We start from the raw sequence: 14,895 nt of genomic DNA, 5'->3' as shown, positions 1-14,895 counted from the left end.
CCGGCGGTCGAGATCCGCCCGCCGGGCGTCATTACAGGTCCAGCACCAGTCGAGGCGATCTCGACCGGGAACAACACACCGCCATCACGTCGTTCGCGCGCTTCTCGTCGTCGGTCAGGATCTGATCGCGGTGCTCCGGCACGCCGTCGACCACGTCGGTCAGGCATGCGCCGCACACGCCCTGCTCGCAGACCGTGCTGATGTCGAACCCCGCGTGCTTCAGCACCTGCAGCACGCTCTTGTCGGCGGGCACGTCCAGGTCCAGGCCGGATTTGCACAGATGGATCCGGAAGGCCGTGTTCTCCGCTGCGTCCGCCGTCTCGGCGGCAAAGCGCTCGAAATGCACGGTACCCGCCGGCCAGTGCGACGCCGCGGCTTCCACCGCATTCATCAGGCCGCCGGGGCCGCAGCAATAGAGATGGCGGCCTTCCGTCACGCCTGAGAGAAGCGACCGGACGTCGAGCCCCTTGCCCGGATCGCCTCCGTCGAAATGCAGGTGCACGTGCGCCGCGAACGGCACACCGCGCCGCAGGAGATCGACGAACGCCGCGTCCTGCTCGCGCCGCGCGCAGTAATGCAACGCGAACGGCTGCCCTTCGCTGAACAGGCGAGCCGCCATCGACAGGATCGGCGTGATCCCGATGCCGCCCGCGATCAGCAGCGACGACGTCGCGCCGGCCGTCATCGGAAAATGGTTGTATGGCCCGCTGATCCGCACTCGCTCACCGACGCCCACCTGTTCATGCAGAAAGCGCGAGCCGCCACGGCTTGCCGGATCCTTCAGCACGGCAATCCGGTAGGTTCTCCGGAGCCCGGCTGCTTCGTAGAGTGAATACTGTCGCGTGATGCCGTTTTCGAGGTGGACGGCCACGTGCGCGCCCGGCTCGTAGGCCGGCAGGTCCGCGTCGTCCTCCGTGGCCAGTTCGTAGCTGCGGATACCGTTGGCCTCGTCGGCCACCGCCCGCACGATCAGCACTTGCCGGTCCAGCGCACCGCTTTGATGTTGCGTCATCGTTACCTCTGGATCTGGTGAGTGGATGCCGGGTCGCCGCCGGTCCGTCGGCAGGCGCTACCCGCTCGCCGAAAATAGACCGCTACACGTGTGCGATCTGTACGTGCCGCACCGTCGTGTAGTTCTCGAGCGCGTAGACGGACATGTCGCTCCCGTATCCGGAAGCCTTCATGCCGCCGTGCGGCATTTCGGCGGTGGCCACGCCATGCGCGTTGATCCACGTGATGCCGCAACGCAGGCGTGACGCGACCGTCATCGCCTTGCCCACGTCGCGTGTCCAGATCGACGACGCGAGGCCATACGGGCTGTCGTTCGCGTAATGAATCGCCTGTTCCGCGCCGCTGAACCGCGTGATGGAGATGACCGGGCCGAACACCTCACGCTGAACGATCTCGTCGTCCTGCCGCGCATGCGCGACGATCGTCGGCTCGTAGAAGTAGCCGCCGCCGGCGACATCGCGCCCGCCGGTGAGTATCTCCACATGACGCAGGTCACGCGCGCGGTCCACGAAACCGGCGATGCGCCGGCGATGGCCTTCGGAGATCACCGGCCCCATTTCGGTACGTGTATCGTCCGGTGCGCCGAGCCGGATCGACGCGACGCGATTCGCCAGGTTCGCGACGAAGGTGTCGTAGATCCCGTCCTCGACGTAGAGCCTGCAAGGCTGCGCGCAATCCTGCCCGGCGTTGAAGAACGCCGCGTTGCGAATGCCTTCGACGGCCGCGTCCAGGTTCGCGTCGTCGAACACGATGACCGGCGCCTTCCCGCCCAGCTCCATGTGCGTATGCATCAGCTTGCGCGACGACGCTTCGAGAATCCGGCTCGCCGTCGCGGGGCCGCCGGTCAGCGACACGAGATCGAGCTGACGATGGTTGATCAGCGCATCGCCCGTCGTCGCGCCACGGCCGACGACCACGTTGACGACCCCGCGCGGAAAGAGCTCGGCCGCCAGTTCCGCGACCCGCAGCGACGTCAGCGGCGTGAGCTCCGACGGCTTCAGGACGACCGGGCAGCCGGCCGCCAGCGCCGGCGCCAGCTTCCACGCCGCCATCATCAGCGGATAGTTCCACGGCGCGATCGATCCCACCACGCCGACCGCGTCGCGCCGGATCATCGACGTGAACCCGGCCACGTACTCGCCCGCGCTGGATGCCGACACGCAACGCGCGGCGCCGGCCATGAAACGAAACACGTCGACGGTCAACGGCAGCTCGTCCGCCTTCACCGCGTGCAGCGGCTTGCCGCAGTTCAGCGATTCGAGCGCCGCGAACGCGTCCGCGCGTTCCTCGATCGCATCCGCCAGTGCCAGCAGGCGCGCCGCCCGCGCGCCCGGCGGTGTCGCGGACCACGACGGGAATGCCGCGGCCGCCGCCGCGACGGCCGCATCGACCTGCTCGGCCGACGCATCGCGCATCGTGACGACGGTGTCGCCCGTCGCCGGGTTGACGACCGGAAACGCTTCTCCGTCACCCGCTACCCGCTCACCATTGATCAGGTTCATCGTTTGCATGACTAATCGACCTGTTTGAGATCCGGAAAGATGTGCGACCGCGCTCAGAACCCGACCTGGTCGCGGCCCTTCAGGCCCAGCCGCACGCGCGCCTCGGCGGGCGTCGCGACCGTGAAGCCGAGCTCCTCGACGATGCGCCGGATCTTGCGGACCTGGTCGGCATTCGACGCCGCCAGCTGGCCGCGATCGATGTACAGGTTGTCCTCGAGCCCGACGCGCACGTTGCCGCCCATCACGGCGGACTGCGTCGCGAATTTCATCTGGTTGCGCCCGGCCGCGAGGACGGACCATTCGAAGCCGTCTCCGAACAGCCGTTGCGCGATGCTGTGCAGATGGCTCAGGTTGTCCGTATCGGCCCCCATCCCGCCGAGGATCCCGAAGATCATCTGGATGAAGAACGGCGGCTTCAGCAGCCCCTTGTCGACGAAATACGCGAGGTTGTACAGGTGGCCGAGGTCGTAGCACTCGAACTCGAAGCGCGTCCCGTGCGTGTCGCCGAGTTCGCGCAGCGTGTATTCGATGTCCTTGAACGTGTTCTTGAACACGAAGTCGCGCGTCATGTCGAGAAACGCGGGCTCCCAGTCGTGCTGCCATTCGGCGTGTTTCTGCAGCATCGGGAAGATGCCGAAATTGAGCGACCCGCAGTTGAGCGACGCCATCTCGGGCTTCGCGACGAGGGCCGCTTCGAGACGCTGTTCGAGCGTCATGCCCAGGCCGCCGCCGGTCGACACGTTGATGATCGCGTCGCAGTTCGCCTTGATGACGGGCAGGAACTGCATGAACACTTTCGGGTCGGGCGTCGGCCGCCCCGTTTCCGGGTCGCGTGCATGCAGATGGATGATCGATGCGCCGGCTTCGGCCGCCGCGATCGATTCCGCCGCGATCTGCGCGGGCGTGATGGGCAGGTGGGGCGACATGGTCGGCGTGTGGATGCCGCCCGTGACCGCGCAGGTGATGATGATGCTGTTCGACATGGAGATGACCTTCACTTGTGCAGGTTGGCCGGTGTCGTCGCGATCGCATTCGCGTTTGTCTCGACACACCGGTATTCGCAAGACGATTCGAGCGCGCCGCCATCGGTCCGGCGAGGTGCCGGCGCGCGACGGCATGCCACGACCGCGTTACTTCAGCGCATCCTGATAGGCCTTCAGCACCAGCCCGTGGAAGTGATGCAGCGCGTGCTCGCTCATGCCCGACTGCTGCGGATCGCTTACGATCCGGCCGCTTTCGAACGCGGGCGTGCTCATGCCGCGCTGCACGCTTTCGACCAGGTCGATGTCCTCCTGCTGCAGCACGTCGCGGACGTAGTTGATCGCCTCGATCTCCTGCGGCGTCGGCTCGGCGGATTCGAAGTAGAAGTCGTAGGTCTCGATCGTGCGATCGGGCGCCACCGGGATGATGTTCAGCACGAGGAAATTCGCGCGGCCCGGATAGCGCAGCAGGCACGTGTTGGGCCAGACCCACCACACCGCGTGGTCGTCGCAGGTCGCACCTTCCACGCTGTACGCGGTGTTGCCGGCGTTGCCGCCTTTCGCCATGTGGCTCGAGTAGATCCCGTGCGTCGTCACCTTGTAGGTGTCGAACTGCAGCAGGCTCACGAAATCCTTGTGGGCGGTCGGGCAGTGGTAGCACTCGAGGAAGTTGTCGACGACATTCTTCCAGTTCGACCGGATATCGAACTGCAGACGGCGCGCGAACGTCAGCGTGCCGACGTCCGGCGCGAACCGGTCGATCTCGGCTTTCAGGTCCCCGCTTTGCGACGCGAGCGACGCGGCGGCCGGGTCCATGTTCACGTACACGAACCCGCAGAATTCCTCGACCTGCACTTGCGACAGGCAGATATCCTCTTTCCTGAAGTCGATCAGCGTCTCCGTCATCGGCGCCTGGCGCAGGCCGCCATCGAGGTTGTAGCTCCACGCGTGATAAGGGCACGTGATCACGCGTGCCTTGCCTTCGCCGGCAAGCAGGTGATGCGCGCGGTGCTTGCAGACGTTGTAGAACGCGCGCAGGCTGCCGGCCCGGTCGCGCACCACGGCGATGCTCCGCCCGGCCACGTCGGCCACGTAGTAGGCGCCCGGCTCGCGCACCTTTTCCGCATGACACACCCACTGCCACGATCGGCGGAAAACGGCGTCCAGTTCCGCGTCAAAGTACTTCGGGTCCGTGTAGCACTTCGCATTCAGCGTCGACGAGGCGGCGACGTCCTTCGCATTGAATGCACGGCCGGCGATCTCGAGGTCCTGCTGCGCGAGACATTCGCTCATTGCATGCTCCTGAAAGGGGGACGGGATTTTCGATTCGGCAAATTGCGCTTCGGTGCTGAAGTTACGCATCGGTCATGGCCTTCGCAAACGATGAAAAAAAAGCCATTTGCCCCAAAAAAACTTGGGCTGGACCACCGCATGCGCGGCAGCGGCACGAGCCGGCCGATTTTCATAACTTGATGTCGCAATTGGCGGTTTCCCGTTCCGGCGGCTTCGCTAGCATGGTGTGCAGCGCGGTTCCACTTTTCACGCGTGAACCCGGGTGCCTTTCGAAACCCTTGCCCCTCACCCCTTTCTTCCGGCCCGAACATGAAATCCAGAATGGCTCGCATGCTCACGACGCTGGCCATCGCGTCGTCGCTGCCCGGCATGGCTTCCGCGCAAGACGACGCGGCGTGCCGACCGGTGCGGCTCTCGAATATCGGCTGGACCGACATTACGGTCACCACGGCGCTGGCGTCGCTGCTGCTCGAGAGTCTCGGCTATCGCCCGACGACGACGCTGTCGTCCGTACCGATCTCCTTCGCCGGACTGAAGAGCCGGCAGATCGACGTGTCGCTCGGCTACTGGTGGCCCATTCAGGACAAGCAGATCCAGCCGTTCCTCGATTCGCATGCGTTCGTGAAGCTCGAGCCGCCGAACCTGTCCGGCGCGAAGGAAACGCTCGCGACGGTCGACTACGCGTACCAGGGCGGGCTCCGGTCGTTCGACGACATCGCGAAGCACCGCGCCGAACTCGACGGAAAGATCTACGGCATCGAACCGGGCAGCAGCGCGAACGCCACGATTCAGCGGATGATCGACAACAACGAGCACGGCCTGCGCGGATTCAAACTCGTCGAATCGAGCGAAGCCGGCATGCTGGTCACCGTCCAGCGCGCGGTACGCGAAAAGAAGTGGGTGGTATTCATCGGCTGGGCGCCGCACCCGATGAACATCCAGGTGCCGATCCAGTATCTCGCCGGCGGCGATGCGTCGTTCGGCCCGAACTATGGGGAAGCCCGCGTGTATACGCTGACGGCGAACGGCTTTGCCCAACGCTGCCCGAATGCGGGGCGGCTGGTCTCGAACCTGCGCTTTACGACCGACATGGAAAACCGGTTGATGCTCGACGTGATGAACAAGACGCGGCCGGATGACGCGGCAAGGGCGTACCTCCGGCAACATCCCGACGTGCTCGACGGCTGGCTCGACGGAGTCACAAGTTTCGACGGCAGGAACGGGCTGGCCACCGTGAAAACGGCGCTCGGACTATAGAGGGCGCGGGCGACACACATCGCCCGCTTCGCATACGGGACACCGGAGAACACGATGGCCGATCGATGGAAGGGTTTCCTGCTCCGCTTGCCGGCGCTTGCGATTCATTGCGCAGCGCTGCTCGCCCGGCATCCGCTGGAGCGATGGTGCTCGATGGTCGATGAAGCGAGGAACCGGCGATAAGGCAGCCGGCCGACAAGGTCTCGCGATTGCGCGCCTCGTGCCCGTAGGTGCCCGACATCCCGCAGCATCCGGCCGCCTCAACCTTCAGCGAACACCTGCGTCCATTGCTTGCCGCTGTCGGGCGCATTGGTCTTCTCGGTGTCGCGGTCATCACGAAGCTGATCAGCACGCTGGCCGCGTACGAGATCGATTTCCGGCGCGTGATCCGGCAGATGCGGATCGAACCGAATCGGCCACGTGGTGGCAGCATGTTTCCTGCGGCGGGCAAATCGCGTGCGCGGAAAACCGACGCGTGAATCGCGGATTGCGTCGACAGCGGCACAGACATGGCCGCCCGACACGATCACGCGACCCAGCCGGCGCTACTCCGCCCCGATCGTCGTCACAGGCGCCCAGCGGCCGCTCTTTACCTGATAAAGCGTCGACGTCGGATTCTTCAGATCGCCATTCGCGTCGAACGCGATCTTTCCCGTAATGCCCTCGTAGTGCGTGGCACGCAGCGCCGGCACGAACTCCGCAGGCTTCGCGGAATTGGCCTGCTTCATCGCGTTGATCGCCACCCACGCGCAATCGTACGCAAACGGCGCATAGGTGAGGATGTCCGCGCCGAACCGCTTCTTGAACTTCTGCTCGAACGCCTTGCCCTGCGGCAGCGTGCCGATCGGCCGGCCGTATTCCCACGCCATCGCGCCTTCAGCGGCAGGTCCGGCCACGTTGACGAAAATGCTGTCCGCGATGCCGCCACTGCCGACGAACTGCGTGCGCATGCCGAGCTGGCGCATCCGCTTCGTGATCAGTGCCGCCTGATTGTCGCCACCGCCGTAGAACAGCATGTCTACGTTCGCCGCCTTGAGGTTCGTCAGCTGCGCGCTGAACTCGACCGCCTTGTCGTTCGTGTACTCTGCCGCGACGATCGTGCCGCCTGCAGCCGCGACGGCCTTCTTGAATTCCTCGACCGCCCCTTGGCCGAATGCGGTGCGGTCGTCCATCACCCCGATCCGCCGGGCCTTCATGACCGTCACCGCATACTTGCCCGCATTGCCGGAATTCTGGGTGTCCGTCGCGATGATGCGGAACACGGTCTTCAAACCCTGGCGCGTGATGGCTGGATTGGTCGCAGCCGGATCGATCAGCGGGATGCCGGCCTTCGCGAAGACCGGTGCGGACGGCAACGCAACGCCCGAGTTGTAGTACCCGACAACCGCGACTACACCGTCATCCACGAGCTTCTGCGCGACCTGAACGCCAATGCGCGGATCGGACTGGTCATCCACCGAATCGACCTCGAAGCGGACGTCCTGACCGGCTAGCTTGATGTGCTGTGCATTGGCCTCCTCGACCGCGAGACGCACGCCATTCTCGAGATCCTTGCCGTTGGCGGCATTGATCCCGGTAAGTGGGCTCGATACGCCGATCCTGACTACCTGCTGTGCATTGGCCTGGCTACAAGCGACGGATAAGGCGATGACGCTGACGGTCGTGGCAAGCACTCTCTGACGAATATTGAGCATGAGTTCAACTCCGGTGACTGAAGGAATCGGCAAGGCGCTTGCCGTCGGCCAGATTTCAATTCGACTTCAACTAAAAACGTCGTCCCGACTCGGCCGACGACCCCACGCTCACGTACGCGAGCGACAAAGCTTTGCAAATGCGAGCAGCAGGCGCGCACTGTCTGCCGTCGGCTGAACCTCGGCGTGCAGGTATGCCGGGTCACGACCGTCCTGCGTTAGCTCGTCCACATACGCGTCGATATAAAAACGCATGGCGAGTTCGGAAAACTCCGGATGAAATTGCACGCCCCACGCCCGCTCACCCACCCGGTACGCCTGGTGCGAATCGGCCGCCGAGCCGGCAAGCACACACGCATTCGCCGGCAGGCGCAAAACGGACTGCCAGTGCACGCAATGCGCGGGAAACTGTCGCGGTAGTGCGCCGAACAGCGGATCGCCGTCGGAACCCGCATTGCGCGTCACCGATACCGTCCCGATCTCGACCCCCTGCGAACGCTGGCCGACCTCACCACCCAGCGCATCGGCCAAAAGCTGATGCCCGTAGCAAACGCCCAGTACCGGCAAGCCCTCGGCGACGATCCGCGCTAGCCACGGGCGCAAGCGCTCGCTCCATGGCAAGCGGTCCGTCACCATGCTGCTGGATCCTGTCAATATCACGCCGGCCAGCGCATCGGGTTCCGGCAGCGCCGGGCGGGCTGCGGCGTCCAGAATCCGCACGGGAAGATCTCCGTCGGCCACTGCATCGCGAAACCAGTGCTCGAAATCCCCCCGTTCCGACGACAGCCCGGAGAAGGTGGAGCCCAGCTTGACCACGACAAGCGGCTTGGTGCGCGAAGCAGTGACGGACATTCGAAAGACCCCTAGCGGACGTTCAGGAAAGCTGATACGCGGTCTTCACCCGCGTGAAGAACTGGCGCGCATACGTTCCTTGCTCGCGCGGGCCGAGACTCGACCCGCGGTTGCCGCCGAACGGAACGTGATAGTCCACGCCCGCCGTCGGCAAGTTCACCATCACCATGCCGGCCGACGAGCGGCGCTTGAAGTCCTCCGCATGCTTCAACGACGTCGTGACGATGCCGGCGGACAGGCCGAACGGCGTGTCCTCCGCGGCTGCCAGCGCCGCGTCGTAATCCGCGACCTTCAGCACGGCCAGCACCGGCCCGAAGATCTCCTCGCGGTAGATACGCATGTGCGGCTGCACATCGATAAACAACGCGGGCGAGAAATGATAGGCATCCTTGTCGTTGTCCAGATGATTGCCGCCGCACATCAGCGTTGCGCCCTCCTGCAGCCCCGATTCGACATACGCAAGGTTCTGCCTGAGCTGGCCCGGATCGACCACCGGCCCGATATCGGTGTCGGCACTCAGCGCATCGCCCACACGCAGCGCACGAGTGCGCTCGGCGAGCCGTTCGACGAACGCGTCGTGAATGCCGGCCGTCACGATCACCCGCGAGCTGGCCGTGCAACGCTGGCCGGTCGAATGAAACGAACCGTTCAGCGCCACCTCGACGGCGACGTCCAGATCGGCGTCGTCCAGCACGACGAGCGGGTTCTTGCCGCCCATTTCCAGTTGCACGCGCACCAGCCGCTCGGCCGCGATCCGCGCGACCTGCCGTCCGGTGCCTTCGGAACCGGTGAACGTGATCGCGTCAACCTGCGGCGAACGCAGAATGGCGTCGCCAACGGTGCGGCCCGGCCCGATCAGCATGTTGAAGACGCCGGCCGGCAACCCGGAGCGCGAAATGATTTCCGCCAGCGCCCACGCCGACGAAGGCACCAGCTCGGCCGGCTTGAACACGACCGCATTACCGTACGCGAGCGCCGGCGCGATCTTCCACGCCGGGATCGCGATCGGGAAGTTCCATGGGCTGATGATGCCCACCACGCCGACCGGCTGCGTGAACACGTCGATGCCCACGCCTTCGCGCACGGAATCGTATTTCTCGCCGTTCGCGCGCAGTGCTTCCTGCGCGTAGAACTTGAACGAGTGGCCGGCCCGGTCCACTTCGCCCAGCGCCTCGCGCACGATCTTGCCTTCCTCGCGCGCCAGCAGTTCGGCCAGCTCCTGGCGGCGCGCAAGAATTTCGCTGCCGATGCGATCGAGGATAGTGGCGCGCACCTGCGGGTTGCTCCGGCGCCATGTGCGGCTTGCTTTCGCTGCAGCCTGGATCGCCTTCTCGGCAAGCACCGCATCGGTGCGGGAAAAGCGATCGACGATCTCGGCGGGGTTCGACGGATTGCGGTTCTCGAGGCAATCGGCCTGACTGTCGGGCTCGACGAACGCGCCGTCGACGAAACTGGTCTTGATGATGGAAGTCATGCGGTTACCTTCTGGATGGCAAATTGCGGCGTCTCGCCGTTCGCGAACTGAACGATGTTGCCGAGCGCCTTGTCGATCAGGCCCTGCATCGCGTCTTCGCTGCTCCACGCAACGTGCGGATTCAGGATGAAGTTGTCCAGGTCGATCAGTTGAAAGACCGGGTCGTCGACATCGACCGGCTCGTTCACCAGCACGTCCAAGGCCGCGCCACCGAGCCGGCCGCCGAGCATCGCGTCGATCAGCGCCGCCTCGTTGACGATGCCGCCGCGCGCGGTGTTGATCAGGATTGCGTCACGCTTCATCTGCGCGAGTTCCCGTTCACCGAGCATGTCGCGCGTTTCGTCGGTCAGCGGCACGTTGACGGACAGCACGTCGCTGCACGCGAGCAGTTGCGCGAGCGACACGAAGCGTACGCCGCGAAACTCGCCGCCCTTGTCGTAGAACAGGACGTTCATGTCGAGGCCGCGTGCGAGCTCGGCAAGCCGGTGGGCGATCACGCCGTTGCCGATGATCCCGAGCGTCTTGCCGGCCACGTCGCGGATGCGGAAATCGAAGTAGATGTTTTTCTGTGCCTGTTCGCGACGATGGATCCTCTGCATCGTCCTGTGATAGCTGCACGGCCTGCGCAGCAGCTCGAACATCATCGCGATCACGTGCTCGGCCACCGTGTTGGCTGCATACCCGGGCACGTTCGTCACCACGATGTCGTGCTCGTGGCAGTAGTCGAGATCGACGATATCGGTACCGGTCAGCGCCAGCGAAATCATCCTGAGTTTCGGCAACTGACGCAGATGCTCCGCACGCAGCGGCACGCTGCAGGTCAGCGCGACGGTTGCGTCCCGCAGCCGCGCGACCAGGTCCTGCGGCGACGTATAGCTGTAGCTGGTCCACGTATGCTCGAACGGCAGCTGCGGCACTTTCACCGAAGGCGCGATACCTTCATGGTCGAGAAAAACGACGTGATGCGACATGGTCATCCCTTGCTGACGACTTTCTTGGGTGCATAGCCGGCAGGCGCCAGCGACGTGAGGAAATTGGTGAGTGCGCCGGCGTCGCGGTCGACATCTTCCAGCGACTCCTTGCGCACCAGCGCGTTGCGCACCATGCGCGCGCCGATGAAACGGAACGGCTCCGGCGGCAGCAGCTTCATGTGCTGGTTGACGAGACCGCAATTGGCCCACTCGTCGTTGGCTTCCTCGACGAGCGACTTGATGATGCGGCTTGCGAACACCGTGGGGCCCACGCCCGCGCCGGAAAAGCCGATGCCGAACACGATGTCGCGATGGCCGCCGAGATAGCCGAAATTGGGCAGGCCCTTCATCGCGCGATCGAGCGGCCCCGTCCAGCTGTTGACGACGGGTACATCGGCCAGTTGCGGATAGAACGAGCGCATTTCGGCGGTCACGCCGTCAACCGCAGGGCACGGTTTGTCGTACAGCGCGCCGATCTTCGACGCGAACGCGAACTGGCCCAGCGGCTTGCCGAACACGATGCGGCCGTCCGGCGTGTTGCGCCAGTAGTTGAGTACCGTGCGCGAATCGCTCACGCACACACCGGTCCTGAAGCCCGTCGCATCGAGTCGCGACTTCATCGGCGCGGTCGCGATCATGTCGCTCGACATGACCACGAACATCCGCTTGAGCTCGGGGAATTGCGCGCCCCAAGCATTCATCGCGATGACCACCTTGCGCGCCGTGATCTTGCCGCGCGGGGTGTACACCACCGGCGGCTTGCTGCGCTCGAGGCGAGTCATCGGCGTCTTCTCGTAGACACGCACCCCCAGTTCGATCGCCACGCGGCGCAGGCCGCGCGCCAGCAGCGCCGGCTGCACGGTCGCCGCATTGGGATCGAAAATACCCGACAGGATGCGCGGCGAGCCGGACTTGTCCCTCACCTCTTCCGGCGACAGCGCCCGGAACGGGTTCACGCCGTACTTCTCCAGGCTCTCGGTCAGCACCAGCCACGAGTTGTGCTGACGCGGATTGCTCGCGGTCCACAGCCAGCCGTCCTTGCGGAACTGTGCATCGACGTCGTGCTCGCGGCAGAATTCGCCGATTTCGTCGATGGCCGATTCCGCAGCCTCGCAGATCCGACGCGCTTCGGCTTCGCCGCAGATACTCATCAGCGACAGATACTTCGCCCACCAGTTGTTGACGAAGCCGCCATTGCGCCCGCTCGCGCCGGAGCCGCAGCGATCCTTCTCGATCACCACGATATCCAGGCCGGGTTTTGCCTTCTTCATCCGGATCGCGGACCACAGCGCCAGGTAGCCGCCGCCGATGATGCACACGTCGGCCTGCGTCGATTCCTCGAGTGCCGGCGCCAATGCACATTCGCGATCCAGCGCCTGCGCATACCAGAAACCTCGGTACATGATTTTTTGCCCCGATAGAAATCAATCAATACAGGGGCAGATTTTCCGGTTGCCGGATCGGCCGGGCTATCACGGGAAGGACAATTCCTAGAATGCCGCGCACGGCGCCGCCTAGGAATTTCCCTAGGGCAGGAAGCGCATTTCATCGCGTCGGCCGGTGACGCGCCGGGAACGTTTCCGGCCCCTTTCAGGCTGTCCGTCCCGTTATATTTTTAGGTGTTTTTGCCACATACAGGACAACGGCAAACTCGTACACTTCGCTCCATACGGCATGCCGGAATCTCATCTTTTTCGGGGATGAGCGATGAATACAGAAGACGAAGAGTATGGAGACGCAAGCCAGGATGCCGAAGAGGTGCCGCCCGGTCGGCCCGACCTGCGAGTCGGCTTCATCCTGATGAATCAGTTCACGCTGGTCCCGGTGGCCGGCCTGGTCGACTCGCTGCGATTCGCCGCGGACAAATCGTTCCGCAGCCGGCAGATCTACTGCCAGTGGGACTGGATGACCGTCAACGACCAGCCGGTCTCGGCGAGCTGCGGCATGCCGATCCTGCCCACCAAGCGGCTGGAGGCACTCGAATCCTATGACTACATCGTGATTGCCGGCGGGCTGCTCGGCGAAACGCGCAATCCGCCGGGCTGGCTGCTCGATGCGCTGCGCAAGGTCCACGCGGCCGGCATCCCGATCATCGCGCTGTGCTCGGCTTCGTTCGTGCTCGGCAAGGCGGGGCTGCTCGACGGCCGGCGCTGCGCGATCCACTTCACGATTCGCGACGAGTTCACCGAACGTTTCCCGCGCGCCACCGCGCTGATCGACAAGAGCTACGTGGACGACGAGGGCATCATCACGTGTCCCGGCGGCACCGCGATCGATCTAGCCGCCAACATGATCCGGCGTCATTGCGGCGAGATCCGCGCGCAGAAGGGGCTCAAGTACCTGCTGGCGGATGCGGCGCTCGACACCGCGCCCGAGCGCGAACGCGACAGCGAGCCGCACGTGTACCAGAACGAAATCGTGCGCAAGGCGATTGTCTTCATGCGGGCCAATCTCGGCTCGACGGCCACGCTGAAGGAAGTCGCGGATCACGCAGGCACCAGCCCGCGGCAGCTGCATCGTGCGTTTCTCAACAACACGAACGACGCGCCCGCGAACTACTGGAGAAAGCTCCGGCTCGAGCATGCGCGCAAGCAGCTGGCGGACACGAGCCGCAACGTAACGACGATAGCGATCGAGTGCGGATTTTCGGATGCGTCGCACTTCATCCTGTGGTTCCGCAAGCAGTACGGCGAGACGCCTTCCGTTTACCGGAAACGCCGGCACGAAGTGGAGCGGCTGCTGGGGACGACCTGATCCGGCGGCGCGGCCCGGCTTCACGCCGGGCCACCTGCCGCGCCGTCAGGCCCAGATGTCGCCGATCGTAAATCCTTCGGTGAACGGATCGTCGTGATCCAGCACGAAGGTATTCAACCCGTAGATCCAGCTCGTCCCGGTCACGGTCGGCACCACGGCCGGCTTGTCGCCGATGGTCGTCTCTTCGACGAGCCGCCCCGTATACACGTTGCCGACGATCCCCTGGTGGCGGAAGTCCTGGTTCAGCGGCAATTCGCCCTTCGCATGCAGCACCGCCATCTTCGCGGAGGTGCCGGTGCCGCACGGGCAGCGATCGAGCGCGCCGGTCCAGGTGGCCGGGTCGTCCCACGAGAACGCGCCCGACGCCATCGTCACCACGTTGCGCCAGTCGGCTTTCGGATCATCCGTCGGGCCGGACAGCTGCGAGATCGTGATCCCCACGCCCGGGTAATCGGGATGCACGACCGGCAACTGTTCAATGGCGGCTTGCCGGATCATCGACGAGACGCGCGCGATCTCCGCCCCGTGCTGCGGGATCAGCTGCAGGCCCTTGAACTGCCGGACGTCGGCGATCACATAGAACATTCCGCCCCAGCCGACGTCGACCGTCACCTTGCCGAGATGCGGCACGTCGATCACGGCATCGAGATGCGCGGCGAACGCGGGCACGTTCCGGAACGTGACGCTCTTCACCTTGCCGCCGCTGCACTCGGCCTTGACGCGGATCAGGCCGGCCGGCGCCTCCAGCACGAGTTCCGTGACCGGCTCCTGCATCGGCAGCATCCCCATTTCTAGCAGGACCGTCACGACCGATATCGTGTTGCCGCCCGACATCACCGGATACTCGATCTGCTCCATGATGATGTAGCCGGCATCGGCCTCCGGATGCGACGGCGGCACGATGATGTTGCAGCAATGCGCGGGATAGCCGCGCGGCTCCCGCAGCATCAGCTTGCGCAACTGGTCGTCGTTTTCCTCCAGCCACTTCATCTTCTCGTAGACGGTGCTGCCGGGAATATGCGGCACACCGCCCGTAATGACGCGCATCGGCGTACCCGCATGCGTGTCGACCGCGTGAATCGTTCTCTTGAATGCCATCTTGCCACCTCG

13 protein-coding genes are annotated in these 14,895 nt (G+C 64.6%); 3 read left to right on the top strand and 10 right to left on the bottom strand.

From position 1 onward, the window contains the following. Nucleotides 1-31: 31 nt before the first annotated feature. The 4 genes from G3O00_RS07435 to G3O00_RS07420 all read right to left on the bottom strand — a co-directional run bounded on the left by G3O00_RS07435 (nt 32) and on the right by G3O00_RS07420 (nt 4,786). Nucleotides 32-1,012, bottom strand: coding sequence for a PDR/VanB family oxidoreductase (locus G3O00_RS07435; protein WP_206142595.1), 981 nt, complete (start codon nt 1,010-1,012; stop codon nt 32-34). A gap of 82 nt (nt 1,013-1,094) precedes the next feature. Beyond that, nucleotides 1,095-2,522: a gamma-aminobutyraldehyde dehydrogenase gene (locus G3O00_RS07430; RefSeq protein ID WP_206142594.1), complete on the bottom strand. Its 1,428-nt coding sequence runs from the start codon at nt 2,520-2,522 to the stop codon at nt 1,095-1,097. A gap of 44 nt (nt 2,523-2,566) precedes the next feature. After that, on the bottom strand, nt 2,567-3,496 hold the full coding sequence (locus G3O00_RS07425) for a 3-keto-5-aminohexanoate cleavage protein (protein ID WP_206142593.1): 930 nt from the start codon (nt 3,494-3,496) through the stop codon (nt 2,567-2,569). Nucleotides 3,497-3,643: 147 nt separating this feature from the next. Then, nucleotides 3,644-4,786: an SRPBCC family protein gene (locus G3O00_RS07420; protein WP_206142592.1), complete on the bottom strand. Its 1,143-nt coding sequence runs from the start codon at nt 4,784-4,786 to the stop codon at nt 3,644-3,646. Nucleotides 4,787-5,095: 309 nt separating this feature from the next. Between G3O00_RS07420 and choX the strand changes: the two genes are divergently transcribed. Next, nucleotides 5,096-6,043 carry a choline ABC transporter substrate-binding protein gene (gene choX / locus G3O00_RS07415; protein WP_206142591.1) on the top strand — a complete coding sequence of 316 codons (948 nt, stop codon included), beginning with the start codon at nt 5,096-5,098 and terminating at the stop codon, nt 6,041-6,043. A gap of 278 nt (nt 6,044-6,321) precedes the next feature. Beyond that, a complete protein-coding gene (locus G3O00_RS07410; protein ID WP_241025021.1) occupies nt 6,322-6,522 on the top strand; it encodes a hypothetical protein in 201 nt (66 codons plus the stop codon). Nucleotides 6,523-6,588: 66 nt separating this feature from the next. Here G3O00_RS07410 and G3O00_RS07405 read toward each other — a convergent pair whose 3' ends face one another. The 5 genes from G3O00_RS07405 to G3O00_RS07385 all read right to left on the bottom strand — a co-directional run bounded on the left by G3O00_RS07405 (nt 6,589) and on the right by G3O00_RS07385 (nt 12,434). Continuing rightward, nucleotides 6,589-7,737 (bottom strand): branched-chain amino acid ABC transporter substrate-binding protein, encoded by a 1,149-nt coding sequence (locus G3O00_RS07405; RefSeq protein WP_206142590.1) that lies wholly within the window; start codon nt 7,735-7,737, stop codon nt 6,589-6,591. A 108-nt stretch (nt 7,738-7,845) separates the two neighbouring features. Beyond that, nucleotides 7,846-8,586 carry a glutamine amidotransferase gene (locus G3O00_RS07400; protein WP_206142589.1) on the bottom strand — a complete coding sequence of 247 codons (741 nt, stop codon included), beginning with the start codon at nt 8,584-8,586 and terminating at the stop codon, nt 7,846-7,848. A 22-nt stretch (nt 8,587-8,608) separates the two neighbouring features. Then, nucleotides 8,609-10,048, bottom strand: a complete 1,440-nt coding sequence (locus G3O00_RS07395; protein WP_206142610.1) for an aldehyde dehydrogenase family protein — start codon at nt 10,046-10,048, stop codon at nt 8,609-8,611. A gap of 8 nt (nt 10,049-10,056) precedes the next feature. Then, nucleotides 10,057-11,031 (bottom strand): NAD(P)-dependent oxidoreductase, encoded by a 975-nt coding sequence (locus G3O00_RS07390; protein ID WP_206142588.1) that lies wholly within the window; start codon nt 11,029-11,031, stop codon nt 10,057-10,059. Between the two features lie 2 nt (nt 11,032-11,033). Continuing rightward, on the bottom strand, nt 11,034-12,434 hold the full coding sequence (locus G3O00_RS07385) for an FAD-binding oxidoreductase (RefSeq protein WP_206142587.1): 1,401 nt from the start codon (nt 12,432-12,434) through the stop codon (nt 11,034-11,036). Nucleotides 12,435-12,738: 304 nt separating this feature from the next. Here G3O00_RS07385 and G3O00_RS07380 point away from each other — a divergent pair, with 304 nt between their 5' ends. After that, on the top strand, nt 12,739-13,785 hold the full coding sequence (locus G3O00_RS07380) for a GlxA family transcriptional regulator (RefSeq protein ID WP_206142586.1): 1,047 nt from the start codon (nt 12,739-12,741) through the stop codon (nt 13,783-13,785). Nucleotides 13,786-13,830: 45 nt separating this feature from the next. Here G3O00_RS07380 and G3O00_RS07375 read toward each other — a convergent pair whose 3' ends face one another. Further along, on the bottom strand, nt 13,831-14,883 hold the full coding sequence (locus G3O00_RS07375; RefSeq protein ID WP_206142585.1) for a proline racemase family protein: 1,053 nt from the start codon (nt 14,881-14,883) through the stop codon (nt 13,831-13,833). Nucleotides 14,884-14,895 lie beyond the last annotated feature (12 nt).

The sequence above is a fragment of the Burkholderia sp. Ac-20384 genome (assembly GCF_017104605.1).
Lineage (GTDB): Bacteria > Pseudomonadota > Gammaproteobacteria > Burkholderiales > Burkholderiaceae > Burkholderia > Burkholderia lata.
Note: the sequence above shows the minus strand (reverse complement) of the source record. Positions and strands in the feature narration are given on the sequence as shown.